Origin of the sequence: Sciscionella sediminilitoris (assembly GCF_000737195.2) — a bacterium.
GTDB lineage: Bacteria > Actinomycetota > Actinomycetes > Mycobacteriales > Pseudonocardiaceae > Sciscionella > Sciscionella sediminilitoris.
Genome location: NZ_JALM01000067.1, coordinates 25,749 through 45,858 on the forward strand (window position 1 = coordinate 25,749; position 20,110 = coordinate 45,858).

Here is a 20,110-nt window from a genome sequence, read left to right on the forward strand (position 1 = left end):
GTGACCGCAGCGACCGCACTCCGGCGGCTGAACGCGTTCACCGTCGCTCCCGGAGCATCCGGCGGGGAGCTCGCCGTCAGCTACGGGGCCGCCACCATCGGCCTGTTCGGCTGCCTCGCACTCGGGCTGACCGAGCAGTACGGGCCGGTGCAGCTGATCGTTTTACTCGTGCTCGGCTTCGATCTGTTCGGCGGCGCGGTGGTGAACGCGACCCCGGCAGCGAAACGGCGGTTCCACACGAGCGGGAAACCGTTGCGGCACATCGGGTTCGTCGCCGTGCACATTCACCCCTTCGTACTCGCCGCGCTGTTCCCCGGGTTCACCTGGACGGCGGCGGCACTCGTCTACCTGGTGACACTGGCCGCCGCGGTCCTCACCGGGCTCGCCCCGGCCGAACTGCGCGCACCGCTCGGGTTCGCGACGGCGGGCATCGCGATCACGGTTTTCGTGCTGCTGCCCGGGATCCCCGCGGCACTGGCCTGGATCGCGCCACTCTTGGTGGTGAAGCTGATCCTCGGCCACATGCAGAGCTAGCTGATATCCCAAGCGCTTGACCTTTCCGCAACGTCAACTTCTATCGTCGGTTGTGCGGTCGGACGGACCGGCCGCGCGATGATAGGAGACCGGCATGGCTTGGTCGATCGCGGACGTCGCCCGGATGTCCGGTGTGACGTCACGGACTCTGCGGCACTACGACGAGATCGGGATCCTGCACCCGGCATGGGTCGGCAGCAACGGCTATCGCTACTACCAGGAAAGCGAGCTGCTGCGGTTACAGCAGATTCTCGTGCTGCGGGAACTCGGCCTCGGACTCACCGAGATCGCCGAAGTCCTGGATCACCAGACCGACGAGGTGGACGCACTGCGCGCGCACTACGCGCGATTGTGCGCCGAACAGGCGCGGCTCGCCACCCTGACCGAGACGGTCGCCCGAACCATCGCGGAATTGACGAGCAGAGAGGACGGCAGTGACATGCCGAAGATCAACAAACCCGAGAACCTCTTCGCGGGTTTCGACGGTGCACAGCACGAGGCCGAGGCCCGCCACAACTGGCCACGGCAATGGGAAGAGTCGAAGCGGTTCACCGACGGCCTCACCCCAGCCGACCACGAGCGGATGCAGCGGGAAACCACCGCGCAGATGATCCGGATGGCAGAACTCATGGCCGCCGGGACACCGGTGGACGCCCCGGCGGTGCAGGCCGAGGTCGACTTGCACTATCAGGGCATGTGCCGATTCTGGACACCCACTGCCGCCGCATACGAGCACCTGGGACAGCAGCTCGTCGACGACCCACAGTGGAAATCGGCCTACGACGAGATCGCCGCCGGGCTCGCCGAGTACCAGCGGGATGCGATGACCGCGTACGCCGCCGCACGGCTGAGCTGACCACGCCGGGAGGCTGCAGACTCCCGGCTCCCGCGCCGGACACGCCCTAGGTGATGTCCCACAGCCTGCGGTAGTAGGCGATCCGCTCCGGATCGGGTTCGATGCCGTAGCCGCGGTACACGGTGTCCTCGTATCCGGGACCGTAGTTCCATTCGGTGCTCCAGGCCGCGACGGCGAGATCGGCCCAGCGGTCGGCGACCCCGAGCGCGTCGAGGTCCACGTGTCCCGCGACGCTGCCGTCCTCGGCGAGCAGGGTGTTCGGGGCGCACGCGTCTCCGTGGCAGACCACGGCATCGACCGGTGGCGGCGGCCCGATCTCCTCGCGGGCAGCGAGCTTCCGGTATTCCACGCTCCAGTCGAAGGGGCACTCGGGCACCGGAAGCGTCTCGTGCAGCATCCGCAATCCCTTGCCGATCGCGAAGCACGCGGTCCCGGGTTCGGTGATCCAGCGCGGGTCCACCGCGGACCGGCCCTCGATCGCCTCGGTGATCAGCCAGGATCCTTCGGTGTCCGCGCCCTGCTCGAGTACCCGGGGAACCCGTACCCACTGCCGCGCCCAGGTCATCCGCTTCGCCTCGCCCGCGAGATCGAGCTCGGGTTCGTCGGCGGGCGCCCATTTCAGATACCGCTGCCCGTCGATCCGGAAGGTGAGGCCGCCGAGATCGTTGCGCCACACCGGAAGCGCGCTCGGCGCACCGACCAGGGCGATGATCCCCGGCGGGACGGCGACCGGCTCGGTGGGCACCTGGGAGTTCTCCGACACGCACGCATGGTCGCAGAACCCCCGTGCCCACGCGAACCCTTTAACAGCGCATCCGCTTCATCTCCGGATCGAGCAGCGGCTCCTCGGTCACGGTAGCGGCCACATCCCGGTCGAAGTAGCGGATGCTCAGCGAGGTGCCCGGTTCGGTGAGGTTCGCGGGCAGCCAGGCATAGGCGATGCCGCGGCCGATGGTGTACCCGTAGGCCGCGCTGGTCACGTAACCGACCGCGCATCCGTCATGGAACACCGGCTCGTGCCCCATGACGACCTCGACCGGATCGTCCAGGGTCAGACAGGTCAGCCGCCGGGTCACCCGATCCTTGCGGTCCAGCACCGCGTCCTTGCCGAAGAACTCGGCCTTCGCTTCCTTGACAGCGAATCCGACCCCGGCTTCCCAGGGATCGTGCTCGTAGCCCATGTCCCCGCCGAAGGAACGGTACCCCTTCTCCAGGCGGAGGCTGTTGAACGCGCCGCGCCCGGCCGCGATGATGCCGTGTTCCCGGCCGGCCTCCCACAGCGTGTCCCAGAGCTTGAGCCCCAGATCGGCGGTGGTGTAAAGCTCCCAGCCGAGTTCACCGACGTAGGAAAGGCGCAGCGCGGTCACCGGGACGTTCCCGATGTAGGCACGCTTGCCGCGGAAGAACTTCAGCCCCTCGTGGGAGAAATCCGCTGTGGTGAGCGGTTGCAGCACCTCCCTGGCCAGTGGCCCCCACAGGCCGAGGCAGCAGGTGCCGGAGGTGATGTCCTGAATGGACACTCCCTGCGGGGCGTGGCCGCGCAGCCAGTCCACATCCGCGTGCCCGTTCACGCCGAGCTGGAATTCCTCGCGGCCCAGCCGCGCGATGGTGACATCGCTGCGGATCCCGCCGTCCCGGTCGAGCAGCAGGTTGTAGCCGACCGAGCCGACCGAGCGGGTCACGTTCCCGGTCGCCATGTAGTGCAGGAATTCCGCGGAACCCGGACCGGTGACCATGACCCGGCGCAGTGCGGTCATGTCGTAGAGGGCCACACGTTCGCGGGTGTACTGCGCCTCGGCGCCCACGATCGGCGACCAGTACCGGGCGGCCCAGTCGTTCGGCACCGGGATATCGCGGCCCTCGACGAGGTTCGCGTTCGCCTCGTACCACTGCGGGCGCTCGAATCCGTGCGCCTCGAGGAAGTAGCCGCCCAGTTCCTCCTGGCGGGCGTGGAACGGGCTGACCCGCAGCGGCCGGGGTTCGGCCATCGGCTGCAGCGGGTGCTTGATGTCGTAGACCTCGGCGAAGTTCTGGCAGTCGCGGGCGAGCACGTAGTCGGGGGCGAGCTGATACTCGTCGAACCGGGTGAGCTCGCAGGAATGCAGATCGAAGGAGGAGCAATAGCCCTCGGTGATCCATTCCGCCATGGCGAGCCCGACCCCGGCCGACTGCGTGACCCACACCGATTCGGCCACCCAGAACCCGCGCGCGTCCGGGGCCTCGCCGAGCAGCGGCATATCGTCCGGGGTGAACGAGAACAACCCGTTGATCCCCTCCTCGATCTTCGCCTCGGCGGTCGCGGGCAGCAGTCCGCGCGTGGTTTCCCACGCGGGCGCGAAATCCTCCTCGGTGAACGAGTGCACCGACGGCATCACCTCGGCCTCGGTGCAGCTGAGGATGCCCTCCTGGGCGACCGGCATCGGCCGGTGCCCGTAGTAACCGATACCGAGGCCGTCGAACCGTTCCCGGTAGTACAGGTCGCCGTCCTGATTGCGCAGGATCGGCCGGACCGCCTCGTCCCGCTGCCCGGCGTTGGCCGGAACCTGGCTGGTCCACGCGAGCTGATGGGCCAAGGGAGTGAGCGGAAGGCTGAGCCCGACCATCGCGGCGACCTTCGGGCCCCAGATCCCGGCGCAGCACACCACGACATCCGCGGCGAGTTCGCCCGCATCGGTGGAAACCCCGGTCACCACACCGTTCTCGGTATGCACATCCAGGACTTCGGTGCGCTCGACCAGCCGGGCACCACGTGCGACGGCGCGGTCGAGCTGCGCGGTGACCCCGCGGACCGCCTTGGCGATCCCGTCCCCGGGAACGTGCAGCCCGCCGTACACCTTGGACACGTCGAGCATCGGCCACAGTTCCTGGCAGCGCTGCGGGGAGACGATCGCGCAGTCGATTCCCCATGCGGCATTCCAGCCCGCCCTGCGGTGCAGTTCGGCGAGCCGTTCCGGGCTGGTCGCCACCTCGAGCCCGCCGACCGGGAGGAAACACGGCCCCTCTTCGGTGTGCAGCTCGGAGAACTTCTCCACCGTGTAGCGCGCGAGTTCGGCCATGGTGCGCGATCCGTTGGTCTGGAACACCAACCCGGGCGCGTGCGAGCTCGAACCGCCTGGAGTCGGCAGCGCGCCCTTGTCCACCACGGTCACCTCATCCCACCCGCGCGCGGTGAGTTCATCGGCGAGGGCGGCGCCGACCACACCGGCACCGATGATGACGACCCGTTTTCCGGCCATGGCGCAACCTCCGAAAGCCCGGCGAGCGATTCGATTGGGGAACCCAGGGAGCAGAATATGAAAGTCTCTCGATACGCAACGCGACCCGCGAGACGCAACAAGGATGGCGACGAAAAGCGCCAGGTGTCAAGACGGTAACGTTAACAACTTTGTCCATTTGGTGAACTCGACTCCGAGGCCGCCCGGCGATCCGGCCACGGCGGCCGAATCGGGCATCGACACGCCCGAGCGCCGCCGCTCCCACCAGCACCCACAACTCAGTGAACACGCTGCGCTTCGAGCGCTACATCGCGTCACGATGCGCCCGAACGGAGTACTCCGGCTGTCTCGCATTACGCAATGTGACGCGTAATGCGCACCAAATTCCGACCGTTACCCCATTGACACCGACTTCTTAGTACGGGCATCCTTGTTCCGTATCACACAGATCGTTGCTTATTGAGCAACACATCACCCGCCCCGACGCCCCCGAAGCTGGTGGTACCCATGATCTCGGTTTGTTCCATCGATGACATCCCGGAAGGCGAAGCGTTCCGGTTCAACGCCGACGTGCCGATCGCCGTGTTCAACACCGGTGACGCGCTCTACGCCATCGACGACACCTGCACGCACCAGGACGCCTCGCTCGCCGACGGCTGGGTCGAGGACGGCTGCGTCGAATGCCCGCTGCACGCGGCCTGCTTCGATCTGAGCACCGGAATGCCATCCGGCCCGCCCGCGAAGAAGGCGGTGCGCACCCACCAGGTCATCGTCTCGGATCGCACCGTCTACGTGGCGATCAACGAGACGCCCGCGGAGCTTCCGGTCGGCGAGGAGATCGGGGTCGCCTGATGCGTTCGATCGCCGTCGTCGGCGCGAGCCTCGCCGGGCTGCACACCGCGCGAGCCTTGCGCCGCAAGGGATTCGACGGAACGGTCACCCTGATCGGCGCGGAATCGGCCGCGCCGTACGACCGCCCGCCGCTGTCCAAGGAATTCCTCGCAGGCACGGTGGACGAGGCAGACATCGGGCTCGGTGAACCCGAGGACGATGGTCTGGAACTCGACTGGCGGCTCGGGAAGACCGCGGTGCGGCTGGACACCGGGGACACCGCGGTGGAACTCGAGGACGGCTCGCGGATCCGCGCGGACGGGATCGTGCTCGCCACCGGGGCGGGGGCGAACCCGTTCCCCGGGGCGCTCGGGCTGCGCACCATCGAGGATGCGAAGGCGCTGCGCGAGCGGATCACGCCGGGCACGCGGGTCGTGCTGATCGGCGCCGGGTTCATCGGCGCGGAGATCGCGGCGACGGCGGCGAACCTCGGCGCCTCGGTGACGATCGTGGAACGCGCCCGGGTCCCGCTTTCCGGTCCGCTCGGCGCGGAACTCGGCGCGGTGTGCGCGGGCTGGCACGCCACGAACGGGGTCGAGCTGATCGCCGATACGGCGGTGCGTTCGGTCGGCGAGCACGAGGTGGAGCTCGCCGACGGGCGGGTGCTCGCCTCGGATGTGGTCATCGCCGGAGTCGGCGCGCGGCCGCACGTGGACTGGCTCGCCGGTTCCGGGCTGCGCATCGACGGCGGTGTGGTCACCGATTCCCAGTGTGCCACCGGGATTCCCGGGGTGGTCGCGGTCGGCGACTGCGCGAGCTCACACCGCCCGTTCTCCGGGCGGGTACAGCGCATCGAGCACTGGACGAACGCGATCACCCAGTCCGCCGTAGCGGCGGGCACCCTGCTCGGCACCCCGGAGCCACCCGCCCCTCGCGATGCCATCCCCTACTTCTGGTCCGATCAGTACGGCATGCGGCTGCAGTTCGCCGGGCAGCGCGCCGAGGACGATGCCGTCTCGATCGTCGACGGTGACCCGGCGAGCGGGAAATTCGCCGCGACCTATTCCCGCGACGGCGTACTGCACGCCGTGCTCGCGGTGAACAATCCCAAGCAGTTCGGCAGGCTGCGCCGAGACCTCAGCACCCAGCAAGCAAGCGTCGTCGCACTCGCGTGAAGGACCTATGACTATGACCGCCTCCACAGCGCTTCCCTCCAGCCTGATCCGTACGATGCCCGGCTACTCGTACACCGAAAGCGAGACCTTCGCGCTGGAGCAAGCGCGAATTTTCGAACAGTACTGGTTCTGCGCGATCCGTTCGGCGGATCTGCCCAATCCCGGTTCCTTCCGCAATGTCCAGGTGGGCAGGGAAAGCGTGCTCGTGGTGCGCGGCCGGGACAAGAAGCTGCGCGCCTTCCTCAATGTGTGCCGGCACCGGGGCGCGAAGCTGTGCACCGAGGAATCCGGGGAGGTACGCCGATCCCTGCAGTGCCCCTATCACGCCTGGACCTACGGGCTGGACGGGAAACTCGTCGCGGCGCCGAACCTGTCGAGCATGGCCGATATCGACCGCACCGAGTTCGGGCTCATCGGCGTGCACCTGCAGGAATGGCTGGGCTATGCCTGGGTGTGCCTCGCCGATGAACCGCCATCGTTCAGCGAGACCGTGATGGGTGCGGTCGCCGAGCGGATGGGCGATGAGAACGCGGTCGAGGAATGGCACATCGAGGATCTCGCCCTCGGCAAGCGGATCACCTATGACGTGGCCGCGAACTGGAAACTGATCATCGAGAACTTCATGGAGTGCTATCACTGCGCCACGATCCACCCGGAACTGACCGAGGTGCTGCCGGAATTCGCCGATGGCTACGCCGCGCAGTACTACGTCGGGCACGGCGCGGAATTCGGCGCGGAGGTCGGCGGGTTCACCGTGGACGGAAGCGAGGGATTCGACCGGCTCACCGATGTCGGCGAGGACCACGACCGGCGCTACTACGCGATCACGGTGAACCCGCAGGTTTTCCTGAACCTGGTGCCCGATCACGTGATCCTGCACCGGATGTTCCCGGTGAGCGTGAACCGCACCATCGTGGAATGCGACTGGCTCTACGATCGCTCGGTCGTCGATTCCGGGGCCGATCTGAGCGCGTCCTTCGAACTGTTCCACCGGGTCAACCAGCAGGACTTCGACGCCTGCGAACGCTGCCAGCCGACCATGTCCTCCCGTGCGTATGGCAACGGCGGCGTGCTCGTGCCCAGTGAGCACCACATCGGCGCCTTCCACGAGTGGGTCAGCAAGCAGCTGGCGGGGTAGGCCTCAGGCCGCGAGCACCGAGCGCATCCCGGCCCGGAAGCGCTCGGTGCCCTCGGGGTCGGCGAACCGTCCGATGTCGTAACAGATGACGTGCTCGCATCCGGCTCGTTCGTAGGCGTGCAACTGTTCGCGCACCTGCTCCGGCGAGCCGTGCAGCACGGCATCGGCGACCACCGCATCCGGAATGGACTCGAGCAGTTCCGTGGCCCGCTCCGGCGGGACATCGTCCGGGTTGTAGCCCTGTTCGAGCGGGAATTCGGCACCGTGCCTGGCGAACCCCTCCGGCCCCCGGTACAGGGCGACCGCGCGCACACTCGGATGCCGCAGCAGTGCCCGGCTTTCCGCGCCACTCGGGGCGAGCGCGGTCCACACGAACAGTTCCGGGCGAATCGTTCCCGGATCCCGCCCGATCGCCTCGGCGTGCGCGCGCACCGTGGCGAGCCGTTCGGCGTAGTGCTCGGCGGGCAGGCTGGTGGGCAGCCAGCCGTCGGCGTGCCGCGCGGTCAGCTCCAGCATCCTGGGGCCGTGCGCGGCGATGTGCAGGCCGAACCCGGCGGTCTCGGTGATCGCGAGCCGCCCATCGGTGCGCAGGGTGCTCAACGTGTCCAGCATCGGGCGCATATAGCCCAGCCGCCCGGTCCGCGAGGTGCCCGAGTGCAGTTCGAACGGGCGCAGCTGGCCGGGATCACCGACCCCGATGCCGAGCGCGAACTCACGCCCGCCGAGCCAGCTCACCGTGCTCGCGGCGTGCGCGAGCGCCACCCCGGTGCGGCGCAACGGATCGGTGACCGCGACGCCGAGCCGGATGCGTTCGGCCGCCGTCGCTCCGGCCGCGAGGACCGCGAACGGGTCCAGCAGGCGATGCGGATCGGCGAGCGCCCCCGGCGCGGTTCCGCGTGGATACCAGCCGCGCAGATGATCGATGGACCAGGCGGCCTCGATCCCCGGTTGCCGGTCCGCCCAGCGGATGTCCTCGAGCGGATCGACATCGGGGTGCACCGAGACCGGGGCGCCGAAAGTGAGCATGAGCCTCAGCCGACCTCCTCGCGGACCGTGGCGGGCATTCCGGCCTTCTCCAGGCTCGAATGCTTGGCGCCGTAGGTGAAATAGTAGATCAGCGCCGCGCCGACCCACAGGGCGAACAGCAGGTAGGTCTCGGTGGGCAGGCCGATGATCAGGTACACGCACGCGGCGATGGACAGCAGCGGGGTGACCGGATAGCCGGGCACCCGGAACGGCGGGGGCCGCGGATCACGGCGGCGCAACTGGATCACGCCGATCGAGACCACGATGAACGCGACCAGGGTGCCCATACTGGTGAGATTGGCCAGAGTGGACAGTGGGACGAACCCGGCGAGCAGGGCGACGAAGACGCACACGATCCAGGTGTTCGCCACCGGAGTGCGGGTTTTCCGGCTCACCGAACGGAATCGCGCGGGAAGCATGCCGTCCCGGCCCATCGAGTAGAGCACCCGCGTCTGGCCGTAGATGGTGATCAGGGTGACCCCGAAGATGGAGATCACCCCGCCGATCGCGATCACCAGCGAGGGCCAGCCTGCCCCGGTGACCGCGTGCATGATCCCGGCGAGGTCGCCGTTCGTGCCCGCGAACTCGCCCCAGGGAAGGGCACCGACCCCGGCCAGCGCGACGAGCGCGTACACCACGGTGACCACGATGACCGAGAACACGATCGCCAGCGGGACCGTGCGCTTGGGATTGCGTACCTCCTCTCCCCCGGTGGCCACCAGGTCGATGCCGATATAGGAGAAGAAGATCATCGAACCGGCCGAACCGATCCCGGCCATGCCGAGCGGGGCGAACGGCGCCAGATTGTGCGAGCTGAACGCGGTGAAGGCCACGCACACGAACAGCGCGAGGACCGCGAGCTTGAGCACCACGGTGATCGCGTTCATGGTGGCCGACTCGCGGACCCCGCGCACCAGCAGCAGGCAGCAGCCGAGCACGAGCACCACCGAGGGCAGGTTCACCACGCCGCCCTGCGCCGGTGCGCTGCTCAGCTCCGCGGGAAGCGCGGTCCCGAAGGCCTCGGTGAGGAACTGGTTGAGGTACTGCCCCCAGCCGACGGCCACCGCACCCGAGCAGATCCCGTACTCCAGTAGCAGGCAGGCGCCGATGATGTAGGCGACGAACTCCCCCATGGTCGCGTACGCGTAGGTGTACGAGGCCCCGGAGACGGGAATGCGCGAGGCCATCTCCGCGTAGCACAGCGCGGTGAGCGCCGCGGTGATCCCGGCGATCAGGAACGAGAGGATCACCGCGGGTCCGGCCTTCGGCACCGCCTCGGTGAGCACCACGAAGATCCCGGTCCCGATCGTCGAGCCGACCCCGACCATGGTGAGTTTGCCGAGCCCGACCGAGCGGTCGAGGGCACCCGAGTCGTCCTCCGAGCCGGACTCCGCCAGCAGGGTCTCGACCGATTTTCGCCGGGTCATCCGCTGCCAGGTCAGGCTGGACGGCATCCGCGTTGCCCCTTCCTCCGTGTCGACAGCAGGCCGGGCCAGCGGAATCACCCTCTACCACAGACCTCGTCGTCCGAAACAGAACTTGTCGAGAGGGACAGTATTGACGCGAAAAACTTCGGTCAAGACCGGTTGGGTGCCCAGTTTTTTCGCGAACTTCACACTGCGGTGCGGCTCGGGAAGTCGAAATGCCAGCCTTCGGCGAGCAGCTTCGGGATGAGCTGGCGCAGCGCGGCGACGGTCTGCGCGCGGTTCCCGCCACCGTCGTGCATCAGGATCACCCCGCCCGGCTTGAGCTCACGGCGCACCTTGGCCAGGATCGCGGGCACCCCGGGACGTTTCCAGTCGGCGGTGTCCACGGTCCACGCGAGCGAGCGCAGATCGTGCCCCGCGGCGACCCGGCGAATGGTCTGGTTCCACTTCCCGCCCGGCGCGCGGTAGTAGAGCACCTGCGCGTTCGGGCCCGCGGCGCGCGCGATCGCCGCGGCCCCGCCGACGACCTGGTGATCGATCGCGGTGAGCTTCTTGCCGGGCAGGTGCTCGTCGTGGTCGAGGGTGTGATCGCAGAGCCGCATCCCGGCGGCGGCCACCTCGGCGACCACCCTGGGCTGGTTCGCCGCCTGCTTGCCGATCATGCAGAAGGTGGCCTTGACGTTGTATTTCTTCAGTACCTCGAGCACCTCGCGGGTGTAGTTGCCGTTCGGCCCGTCGTCGAAGGTCAGCGCGGCCCATTTGCCGCCCTTGTGCTCGGTGCTCGTGGAACTGCTCAACAGGGCCTTGGGTGGCGGGATCACCGGTTCGCTCATCGAGGGGGCCGGTCGCCCCTGTGGATCGGGACCGGGGCTCGAACCACCGCACCCGGCGGCGAGCACTCCGCACAGCACCGCGACCGCGATGGCCGCGCTCGTTCTCGGCCGTCTACAGCCCACTCGATCGAGCATCAGAATTCCCCTCCCAAGGATTCACGACTCCAACCGCACAGCCTATCGATGCAGGTAGAGGCGCCCGAATTCGCACGCATTGACTCGATTGGGACTCCCCAAGGACATGATCCTACTCAGAAGTAGGTTATTGCGTTAGCCTGATTCGCGGAGGTGGTCAGCGTGGACCACGAGATCATCATCGTCGGCGCCGGATTCTCCGGAATCGGAATGGGCATGCGGCTCGCCGCGGCCGGGATCGAGGACTTCCTGATCCTCGAATCGGATACCGAGATCGGCGGGACCTGGCGGGACAACACCTACCCCGGGGTCGCCGTTGACACCCCGCTGGTCTACTCCTATCCCTGGTCCTGGGCCCCGGCCCCGAAGTTCAGCCGGGCCTTTCCCCCTGGGCACGAGATCAGGGCCTACGCCGAGCGATGCGTCACCGAGTGCGGGCTCGAACCGCGCATCCGGTTCGGGGCTCGGGTCACCGCGGCGCGGTTCGAACAGGACCGGGACACCTGGCTGGTCGAACTGGCCGACGGCGAGACGCTGCGCACCCGGTTCCTGATCCCGGCGACCGGGGTACTCGCCCGCCCCAAACCGCCGGAGATCCCCGGGCTCGAGGACTATGCGGGCACCCTGGTGCACAGCGCGGACTGGGATCCGGATGTGGAGCTCGCGGACAAGGATGTCGCGGTGATCGGCACCGGCGCCTCCGCGCTGCAGCTGATCCCGAAGGTGGCGCGGCGGGCCCGTTCGCTCACCGTCTATCAGCGCACGCCGATCTGGGTGTTCCCCAAACTCGATCCGCGATTCCCACGCCCGCTGCGCACCCTGTTCGACCGGGTCCCCGCCGCCCAGCGCGCGGTGCGCACCGGAGCACTGCTCGCCGTGGAAGCGGTGTTCACCGTGGCCGCGCTGCAGTACACCCGGCTGCCCTTCGTCGCGCATACCGCGGAACGAATCTGCAAAATGCATCTGCGCGCCCAGGTGCCGGATCCCGAACTGCGCCGCAAACTCACCCCGGACTACGGATTCGGGTGCAAGCGGCCGTCCATGTCGAACAGCTACCTGCGCGCCTTCACCAAGAATCACGTCGAACTGGTCACCGATCCGATCGGGAAAATCACCGCGGACGGGGTACTCGGCCGGGACGGCCGCGAACGCCGGGCCGAAGTGCTGATTCTGGCCACCGGATTCCTCACCACCGAACGCGGTAACATCCCGAGTTTTCCGGTCTATGGCAGCGAAGGAGGCGAACTCGCCGATTTCTGGGCCGAGCACCGGTACCAGGCTTACGAGGGCGCCTCGCTGCCGGTGGCGCCGAATCTGTGGCTGATGTTCGGCCCGTACGCGTTCACCGGCGCCTCGTATTTCGGGCTGATCGAGGCGGTCACCAACCACATCCTGCGCTGTATCGAATACGCCAGGGGAAACGGCTCGACCAGGGTGACCGTGCGCGCCGAGGCCAACGATCGCTATTTCGCCACGATGCGGCGGCGATTGCGGCACAGCGTGTTCCACAACAACTGCGCCGGAGCGAACAGCTACTACTTCGACGCGCGCGGGGACGCACCGTTTCTGCGCCCGACAACCACCTACGAGTCGATCTGGCGCAGCAAGCATTTCAGCCTCGCCGATTACGAATTCAGCCCGTAAGTTTGGCGTGGCCTGCTGCAAAATCTCGCTTCGCACAGCATGATGGAGGCAGGGCGCACCAAATTACGGAGAAGAGGAATGCTCGTCAAGGTCGGACCCACCCATGTCCGGCGTGCGGAGGATTCGTCGGGGGCACTACGGCGGATCGCGGAGCTGTTCGCCAGCTCGCTGGACACGCCGGGACTTCTGCTCGTCGGTGCCCGGGTGCCGCATCAGCTGCACGGGCACCGGACGATCGGCGCACTCGCGATCACCCCGCACGGGATCACCGCGATCGAGGTCGCCGATCTGCTGCAGCGCCAGCGCGGCACCCTGCGCTGTTCGCCCTCGGCGAGCTGGACCGTCGACGGCCAGCCTGCGCTGATCCGCACCCGGCAGGCCAATCCGGCCAGCGAACTGGACACGAACATCTACGCGCTCGGCGAGGCGCTCGAGGGCTACGGCGTGGACGTCGGGCGGATCGGCGGCCTGGTCATCGTCGTCCCCGCCGAGGAACACGACCTGCACATCGCCGGGCACGGGCGGCTGCGCCGGGGCATGAACGTGGTACTCGCCCAGGACCTCGGCAACGCGCGCGACCTGCGCCGGCACCTGCACCACCAGGGCAAGCGCAAGGACACCTGGTCCGCGGACGGGGTGCTCGCCGTCTGCGAGGCACTCGGCGCGGCCGAACAGGCACCGAGCCGTGAGGAACTCATCGCCGAAGGCTTCGCCGCGCAGCCGACCGGGAAGACCCCGTCCCGGGCCACCTCGACCCTGCGTGCCCCCGCGCTGCGCACCCCCAAGCCCGCCGTGCTGACCAGCCCCGAACCACCACTGGCCGAGGCGGGTGAGGATCCGCCGACCCCGCCGCACGGCATCGCGGCGATCGTGCAGGAGGAGGAAGAACCCGAGTACGAGGCGTTCCCGCAGCGCAGGCGCACCATCAGCACCAAGCGGTACCGCGGCTTCATCCCCGCGGTGATCGCCCTGGTCATCGCGGTGCTGCTCGGCCTGATGCTGGTGGAGTGGCTGCGTCAGGTGTTCCACCCGTAGGGCCACCCGGCGCGGTCAAGGGGGTCGCGCCGATCTCCACGGCAAGGGCCTCCGCCGCGAGGCGCAGATGTCCCTTCGCCCGCTGCCATCGAAGCTGGAGGCGCTGTTCGTCCGCGTCGATGAACTCGGCGACGAGCAGCCCGCGAATGGTGTCCATGGCGGTGTAGACCCAGTGCCGAAAGCTGGTGTGTTCGGCGAAGGAGGGGAAGATCGCGCTGCCGCGTTCCACGATGCTCGCGGTGACCGCGGGTTCGATCTGCTTGAGCTGCGCCCGCAGTTCCGGATCGGTGCGCGCGGCGGTCCACAGTTCCATGGTCGCGGCGAACACCGGTCCCTGGTGCACCGACCACAGCAGGTCGAGCCCGGCATCGATCTTGTCCGGGGCCCGCCGCAATCGTTCGATCTGTTCGGCGTCGAGCACGGAACGGCGCTCGGCGAGGTGCCGCACCGCCGCGATGACCAGTTCGGCCTTGGTGTGGAAGTGGTGGACCTGGGCGCCCCTCGTCACCCCGGCGCGATCGGCGACCCGGGTGGTCGTTGTCCCCGAATAGCCGTACTCGATGAGGCAGTCCACGGTCGCGTCGAGCAGTTTCCGCCGCATGGACGCGCTGCGTTCCTCCTGGGAACGGCGCTGCTTTCGCGGTTGCTCGGACACGGCCGGAGAATAACACTCACATACAGGCGTGCCTGTCTTTTGAGCGTGCCGCGCGCATCGGGTAGAGATGGGGACATGCCACTACAGGGAGAGTACGAGCCCAGCCCCTTCGAGCTGGCCCGCGAACAGGCCGAGGCATTCGAGCAGTCCGGTGGCCAAGAGGCCACGACCATGCACGACCTGCCGATCATCGTGCTCACCAGCAAGGGAGCCAAGACCGGCAAGCTGCGCAAGACCCCGCTGATGCGGGTGGAGCACGAGGGCAGCTACGCGGCGGTGGCCTCGCTCGGCGGCGCCCCGAAGCACCCGGTCTGGTACCACAACCTGAAGAAGGAACCGCACGTCGAGCTGCAGGACGGCGCGGTCAAGCGCGACTACACCGCCCGCGAGGTCAGCGGCGAGGAGCGGGACATCTGGTGGCGGCGCGCGGTCGAGGCCTTCCCGCAGTACGCCGAGTACCAGTCCAAAACCGACCGGGTGATCCCGGTTTTCGTGCTCGATCCGGTCAGCTGATCTCCAGCAGCACCTTGCCGAGTGCCGCCCGGTCGAGCAGTACCCGATGCGCGTCGGCGGCCTCGGTGAGCGGGTAACCGGTGGTGCGCGGCCGCAGCATTCCCGATGCGGCGAGACGCAGCAGTTCGCGGCCGTGTTCGGCGTAGCGTTCCGGATCGGCGCGCACGTAGGGAGCCATCCCGAAGCCGCGCACGCACCGCATGCCCATCCGCAGCGGGGTCGCGTCCACGTAGCCGTCGGCCGCGCTGTAGCTGACCACCGTGCCGAACGGGCGCAGCGCGGCGACCGAACGGCCGAGCACCGCACCGCCCACCCCGTCCACGACCCGGTCGGCCACCTCCTCGGCGCCGAACTCCGCGTAGCCGAGCACCTCCGCGGCGCCCAGTTCGCGCAGGAAACCCGCCTTGGCCTTGTCCCCGGCCACGCCGAGTACCGATCCCGCGCCGAGCAGTCCGGCCAGCTGCACCGCGAGGTGCCCGACCCCGCCCGCCGCCCCGGTCACGGCGACCGTTTCGCCTTCCCGGATGCCCGCCGTGCGCAGTGCGCCGAGCGCGACCTGGCCGTTACGCACCAATGCGGCACCGGTCGCGAAGTCCACCGAATCTCCGAGCGCGATGCTGAAGGATTCCGCGGAGAGGGCGTAGTCGGCGTAGGCACCGGTGAACGCGACCGCGGCCACCCGGTCCCCCTCGGCGAATCCGGTCACCCCATCGCCGACCGCGACCACGGTGCCCGCGATGTCCCCGCCCGGTGCACAGGGCAGGTCCACCCCGCCGCCGTCCGGGCTTCCGCGCAACTGCCGCACGACGGGGGCACTCAACCCGGCGCAGGCGACCCGCACCAGTAACTGTCCCTCCCCCGGCTCGGGAACCGGCGCCTCTTCGAGGCGCAGTACCTCCGGACCGCCGTATTCGGCGAAGCTCACCCTACGCATTCGCTCATCCTCGCAGCTCCGTTCCCTTCGCGCAGGAGATTTCCCGCAATGCCAACCGGGCGGCGGCTTCCGCCCCGTCGCCCGCATGGTGCACCCGGGCCCAGTGCTGCCGGGCGAGCGCGTGCACCCGTTCGGCGAGCGGTCCGTTCCCGGTGAGCAGTCCCCCGGCGAGCACGAGTGGTTCGGTCTCGTGTTCCCGGACAAGGGCCGCGGTGGCGAGCAGCTGCGCGGCGGCCTCGTCGAGGATCGCGCACGCCTCGGGCACCGCGGGATCGAGCACGAGCGGGGCGAGCCGGGCCAGGCTGCCCGGAAGATCGGCGTAGACCGCGGCATAGATGGCCTCGCGATCGCCCACGCCGAGCGCGTCGTACACCCGGCAGGCGAGCTCGTCCGGCCGGTCGGTGTCGAGCGCGTCCAGCGCGTGCTGCACGGCGCGGCGGCCGAGCCACACCCCGGAGCCGCGGTCGCCGAGCGCCCAGCCGTGCCCATCGGCGTACCGGACCGCGGCCCGGTTGCGGATCCGCCCGGCGATCGCCCCCGTTCCCGCGATGAGCGCGCAGCCGTCCGGTTCCCCGGTACCGGCGGCGAAAGCGAGCGCCACGTCCCCGATGTGCCGCGGCCTCGCGGTGATACCGATCCCGCGCAGCGCCGCGCCGATCGCCTCGAAGGTCCCGGCGAGCACGTGCCCGCCCGCCATGCCGAGCAGCACCGCGCGCACGTCCGCGCCCCGGTGCCCCTGCAGTGCGCGAGCGGCCGCCTCGGCGATCCGCGCCGCGCTAGCGGGCACCCCGGCGCTGACCGGGTTCGCCCCGGCCGCGGTCCCGGTGCCGCGCACCGCTCCCGAGTCGTCGAGCAGTGCGGCCCGCGTCCGGGTTCCGCCGATGTCCATGCCAAGCGCGAGCGGCACTATTTCACCGCGCCCGCGGTGAGCCCGGCCTGAATGTGCCGTTGGAAGAGCACGTACACGATGATCATGGGCAGGATCGCCATGGAAAGCGCGGCGAACAGGGCAGGCCAGTCCGCGCGATAACTGGAACTGATCGCGATGTCCGCGATGCCCTGGGTGAGTACCCACTTGTCCTTGGCCTGACCGGAAAGCAGCACCAGGGGCAGCAGATACTGGTTCCACTGGCCGACCACGTTGAAGATGGTGATGCTGATCAGTCCCGGTTTGGCCATCGGCATCATCACCCGGAAGAACAGCCGGGTGTTCGAGCACCCGTCGATCACCGCGGCCTCGGCGACCGGGGTCGGCAGGGTGCGGAAGAACGCGGTGAGGAAGAAAACCGTGAACGGCAGCGAATAGGCGATGTAGACGAGGATGACCCCGCCGTAGGAATCGAGCCCGATGAACTGGCCGATGCCGGGAATCTGCCCGATATTGCGCACCACGAAGAACAGCGGGGTCAGCGCGAGGAACACCGGGAAGGCCAGCCCGGCCACGAACACGAAGTAGATGATCCTGCTGCCCCGGAAGGGATAGCGGGCCAGCACATAGGCGGCCATGGAACCGAGCACCATCGTGCCGACCGTGCCACAGGCGACCACCAGGATCGTGTTCAGGAAGAACCGGCCGATGTTCCCCTCGCTGAACGCGCGGGCCCAGTTGTCGGTGCGCAGCTGCCCGGGAATCGACCAGGCATTGGTGAACAGTTCGGTATTGGATTTGAACGAGGAAACGAAGATCCAGATGATCGGCACGACGATGAGCACGGCCCATACGAAGAGCACCACATGCGAGACACCGCCGAGAAAACCCGATGACTTGCGGGTGCTCACGTTCGCGGGTTCGATCTCGCCACGGCCGGTGCGCGCGGGTGCGTCGATACTCATGCCCTGCCTCCTAGAGTTCCACCCGCTCGCGCCTGGTCAGCCCGAAGACCACGCCCGCGAAGATCAGGATCACGAAGAACAGCACTACCCCCATCGCCGAGGCGTACCCGAATTTCGAGTACACGAAGGCATTGCGGTAGATCTCGGTGGACAGCACCTGGGTGGAGCCATCGGGCCCGCCCTGGTCGACGGTGAGCACCCAGACGATCGCGAACACGTCGAACGCGGCGATGCCCATGTAGACCCACGCGGTCTGCACCGTGTCCCACAGCAGCGGCAGCGTGATACGGAAGAACATCTGGATCCGGTTCGCCCCGTCGAGGCGCGCCGATTCGTAGATCTCCAGCGGCACATTGCCCATGGCGGCGCTGAACAACACCACGTAGAACCCGACCTGCTGCCAGACCAGCACCCCGAGCACCGACCACAGGGCCAGGTCCGGACTGGTGAGGAAACCGATCGGCTGCGCGCCGAGCCCGATCAGCGGGCCGTTGATCATGCCGCCGGTGTCGGTCTTGAGCACCGACTGGAACAGCACCGCGACGATCACCAGGGAGAGCACCTGCGGCAGGAAGATGATCACCCGGTACACCTTCGAGCCGCCGACCCCGCCCATGCGCCCGCCCGAGGTGAGCAGGAAGGCGAAGAACATCCCGAGCCCGAGCACGATCAGCGGGCCGAGCACGAGCAGGACCGCGTTGTGCCCGATCGCGCGCCAGAACGTGGAATCGGCGAACAGTGCCTCGAAGTTGGCGAACCCGACGAAGTTCTGGGTCTGGCTGGCGCCGTGCCAGTCGGTGAACGCGATCTGGAACGCCTGAACGTACGGCGAGATCACGTACACCACGTAGATCAGCGCCGGCAGGGCGAGGAAACCGACGATGAACAGGAATTTGCGCCGGGTGGCCAGCATTCGCCTGCTCCGCTCAGCGGTGGTACTTCTTGACCGAGGGGTCCTTCTTGAGCTGATCGGCTTTCTGCTGCACCTGATCGCAGAACGCGTCCGGTGTCATGCGTCCGGCCATGAGCTCATTGGTCGCCGATTTCACCGCGTCGAAAAGCTGCTTGTACCAGTATTCGAAGCGCCAGGAAAAGGCGTTCTCCCCGGCGGCCGAGTGCATCTGCACCGTCGAGGCGAGCCCCGGGCTCTGTTTCTCCGGAATCGCGTCCTTGACCACGGTCATCGATGCGGTCATCGCCGAGTACCGGGTTGCCCCTTCCTTGGACAGCATGGCGCGCAGGTATTCCAGGCCACCACCCGGGTTCTTGGCCTTCGCCGGGACCAGGAAGCCGCCGATGGGGATGGAGTGGATCGCGGTCTGCGGCAGCTTGTCCGAACCGGTGAGCGAGGGAATCGGGAACACGCCGTAGTCGAATCCGGGCGGAATGGATTTCTTCTGCTCGTTCTCGATCCAGGAACCACAGGGCAGCATCGCCACCTGACCGTTGTTCTGCTTGGTCTGCGATTCGGTGTGCGAAATTCCCGCGGTCCCCTCCATGAGGTATTTCGCGCCGATCTCCTGCCAGGCGGCAGCGGCCTGTTTGATCGGCTCCGCCTTCCACGCCCCGTCCTCGAGATTGTCGATGTTCTTCATGACCTCGAGGCCACCGGTCTTGATCGCCATGGTCAGCATGGGTTCCATCTGGTACTGCGGATACTTCCCGGCATAGGTGTACGCGGCCATCCCGGAGCCCTTGATGGTCTGGCACAGCTTCACGAACTCGTCCCAGGTCTTCGGCACCTGCCAGCCACGCTCGCGGAACAGTTTCTGCGAATACCAGATCCCGTAGGAGTTCAGCGTGTACAGCACCTCGACGAATTTCCCGTTGTAGGTACCGAATTCCTTCGCCGAGGGATCGAGCAGATCGCCGACCTTCTTACCGGGAACATCCCAGGCGGGCGCGTCCAGCAGCCGGGCGAGATCGGTGAGCTGGCCGTCCCCGCTCAGCGAACCCTCGTCCATCTTGTTGTCCCCGTCGTTGTCCACCACATCCGGTGGGGTTCCGCCGGCGAACTGCGGTTGCAGCACCTTGTTGATTTCCTTGGTGACCTGGATATCGACCTTGGCGCCCTTGTGTTTCCCCTCGAGCATCGGTTTGTGCACGCTCGTGGCGTATTCGGAGCCGTATCCGCCGTCGAAGATGTACACCTTGACCGGAGTGTCGACGGCCATGCCGAGCGGATTGTCCGGGGTGACCTTCCCGGTGACCGCGGTGTTCCCGCCACCGCCGCCACCGGTCGCGCAGCCACCGATGACCGGGACCGCGAGCAGCCCCGCCAGCGCACTACCCCTGATGAACGTCCGCCTGTCGAGGTTCATGGGTG

At 67.9% G+C, this 20,110-nt stretch carries 19 protein-coding genes; 8 read left to right on the forward strand and 11 right to left on the reverse strand.

Annotated elements, in window-relative coordinates:
• Both AD72_RS23805 and AD72_RS23810 read left to right on the forward strand, forming a co-directional pair.
• Complete coding sequence (locus AD72_RS23805; protein WP_031468789.1) at positions 1-534, forward strand: hypothetical protein; 534 nt, start codon at positions 1-3, stop codon at positions 532-534.
• Positions 535-628: 94 nt separating this feature from the next.
• Positions 629-1,390 carry a MerR family transcriptional regulator gene (locus AD72_RS23810; RefSeq protein ID WP_031468790.1) on the forward strand — a complete coding sequence of 254 codons (762 nt, stop codon included), beginning with the start codon at positions 629-631 and terminating at the stop codon, positions 1,388-1,390.
• A gap of 46 nt (positions 1,391-1,436) precedes the next feature.
• Here AD72_RS23810 and AD72_RS23815 read toward each other — a convergent pair whose 3' ends face one another.
• Entirely contained in the window at positions 1,437-2,153 is a 717-nt protein-coding gene (locus tag AD72_RS23815; protein WP_031468791.1) for an aminoglycoside 3'-phosphotransferase, read from the reverse strand.
• 40 nt (positions 2,154-2,193) lie between these two features.
• Entirely contained in the window at positions 2,194-4,626 is a 2,433-nt protein-coding gene (locus AD72_RS23820; protein WP_031468792.1) for a GcvT family protein, read from the reverse strand.
• 486 nt (positions 4,627-5,112) lie between these two features.
• Here AD72_RS23820 and AD72_RS23825 point away from each other — a divergent pair, with 486 nt between their 5' ends.
• Genes AD72_RS23825 through AD72_RS23835 form a run of 3 tightly spaced genes read left to right on the forward strand, consistent with a single transcriptional unit; the run spans position 5,113 to position 7,749 of the window.
• Positions 5,113-5,457, forward strand: coding sequence for a bifunctional 3-phenylpropionate/cinnamic acid dioxygenase ferredoxin subunit (locus AD72_RS23825; protein WP_020497392.1), 345 nt, complete (start codon positions 5,113-5,115; stop codon positions 5,455-5,457).
• Positions 5,457-6,611 (forward strand): NAD(P)/FAD-dependent oxidoreductase, encoded by a 1,155-nt coding sequence (locus AD72_RS23830; protein WP_031468793.1) that lies wholly within the window; start codon positions 5,457-5,459, stop codon positions 6,609-6,611. Before AD72_RS23825 ends, AD72_RS23830 begins: the two co-directional genes overlap by 1 nt.
• Positions 6,612-6,624: 13 nt before the next feature.
• Positions 6,625-7,749, forward strand: coding sequence for an aromatic ring-hydroxylating oxygenase subunit alpha (locus AD72_RS23835; protein ID WP_156365353.1), 1,125 nt, complete (start codon positions 6,625-6,627; stop codon positions 7,747-7,749).
• 3 nt (positions 7,750-7,752) lie between these two features.
• Here AD72_RS23835 and AD72_RS23840 read toward each other — a convergent pair whose 3' ends face one another.
• The 3 genes from AD72_RS23840 to AD72_RS23850 form a co-directional block, all read right to left on the reverse strand.
• Positions 7,753-8,775: an LLM class flavin-dependent oxidoreductase gene (locus AD72_RS23840; protein WP_037347151.1), complete on the reverse strand. Its 1,023-nt coding sequence runs from the start codon at positions 8,773-8,775 to the stop codon at positions 7,753-7,755.
• A gap of 5 nt (positions 8,776-8,780) precedes the next feature.
• Entirely contained in the window at positions 8,781-10,229 is a 1,449-nt protein-coding gene (locus AD72_RS23845; RefSeq protein WP_037347153.1) for an amino acid permease, read from the reverse strand.
• A gap of 158 nt (positions 10,230-10,387) precedes the next feature.
• The gene (locus AD72_RS23850; RefSeq protein ID WP_231644945.1) at positions 10,388-11,170 is read right to left on the reverse strand and encodes a polysaccharide deacetylase family protein; all 783 of its coding nucleotides are present in this window, start codon (positions 11,168-11,170) and stop codon (positions 10,388-10,390) included.
• 162 nt (positions 11,171-11,332) lie between these two features.
• On the opposite strand from AD72_RS23850, the gene AD72_RS23855 reads away from it, so the two are divergent.
• A complete protein-coding gene (locus AD72_RS23855; RefSeq protein WP_197285057.1) occupies positions 11,333-12,814 on the forward strand; it encodes a flavin-containing monooxygenase in 1,482 nt (493 codons plus the stop codon).
• 78 nt (positions 12,815-12,892) lie between these two features.
• Positions 12,893-13,849 carry an NERD domain-containing protein gene (locus AD72_RS23860; RefSeq protein ID WP_031468798.1) on the forward strand — a complete coding sequence of 319 codons (957 nt, stop codon included), beginning with the start codon at positions 12,893-12,895 and terminating at the stop codon, positions 13,847-13,849.
• On the opposite strand, the gene AD72_RS23865 is transcribed toward AD72_RS23860, so the two are convergent.
• A complete protein-coding gene (locus tag AD72_RS23865; RefSeq protein WP_231644946.1) occupies positions 13,788-14,504 on the reverse strand; it encodes a TetR/AcrR family transcriptional regulator in 717 nt (238 codons plus the stop codon). The two genes, AD72_RS23860 and AD72_RS23865, sit on opposite strands and share 62 nt — an antisense overlap.
• 75 nt (positions 14,505-14,579) lie before the next feature.
• On the opposite strand from AD72_RS23865, the gene AD72_RS23870 reads away from it, so the two are divergent.
• Positions 14,580-15,017, forward strand: a complete 438-nt coding sequence (locus AD72_RS23870; RefSeq protein ID WP_031468800.1) for a nitroreductase family deazaflavin-dependent oxidoreductase — start codon at positions 14,580-14,582, stop codon at positions 15,015-15,017.
• Here AD72_RS23870 and AD72_RS23875 read toward each other — a convergent pair.
• The 5 genes from AD72_RS23875 to ngcE are packed head-to-tail and all read right to left on the reverse strand — an operon-like array spanning position 15,010 to position 20,105.
• Entirely contained in the window at positions 15,010-15,951 is a 942-nt protein-coding gene (locus AD72_RS23875; RefSeq protein ID WP_031468801.1) for a quinone oxidoreductase family protein, read from the reverse strand. The genes AD72_RS23870 and AD72_RS23875 overlap by 8 nt on opposite strands.
• Before the next feature lie 4 nt (positions 15,952-15,955).
• Complete coding sequence (locus AD72_RS23880; protein WP_051898940.1) at positions 15,956-16,858, reverse strand: N-acetylglucosamine kinase; 903 nt, start codon at positions 16,856-16,858, stop codon at positions 15,956-15,958.
• On the reverse strand, positions 16,858-17,784 hold the full coding sequence (locus AD72_RS23885) for a carbohydrate ABC transporter permease (RefSeq protein ID WP_037347155.1): 927 nt from the start codon (positions 17,782-17,784) through the stop codon (positions 16,858-16,860). Before AD72_RS23885 ends, AD72_RS23880 begins: the two co-directional genes overlap by 1 nt.
• Positions 17,785-17,794: 10 nt before the next feature.
• A complete protein-coding gene (locus AD72_RS23890; protein ID WP_031468804.1) occupies positions 17,795-18,697 on the reverse strand; it encodes a carbohydrate ABC transporter permease in 903 nt (300 codons plus the stop codon).
• Positions 18,698-18,710: 13 nt separating this feature from the next.
• Entirely contained in the window at positions 18,711-20,105 is a 1,395-nt protein-coding gene (ngcE, locus tag AD72_RS23895) for an N-acetylglucosamine/diacetylchitobiose ABC transporter substrate-binding protein (RefSeq protein WP_031468805.1), read from the reverse strand.
• Positions 20,106-20,110 lie beyond the last annotated feature (5 nt).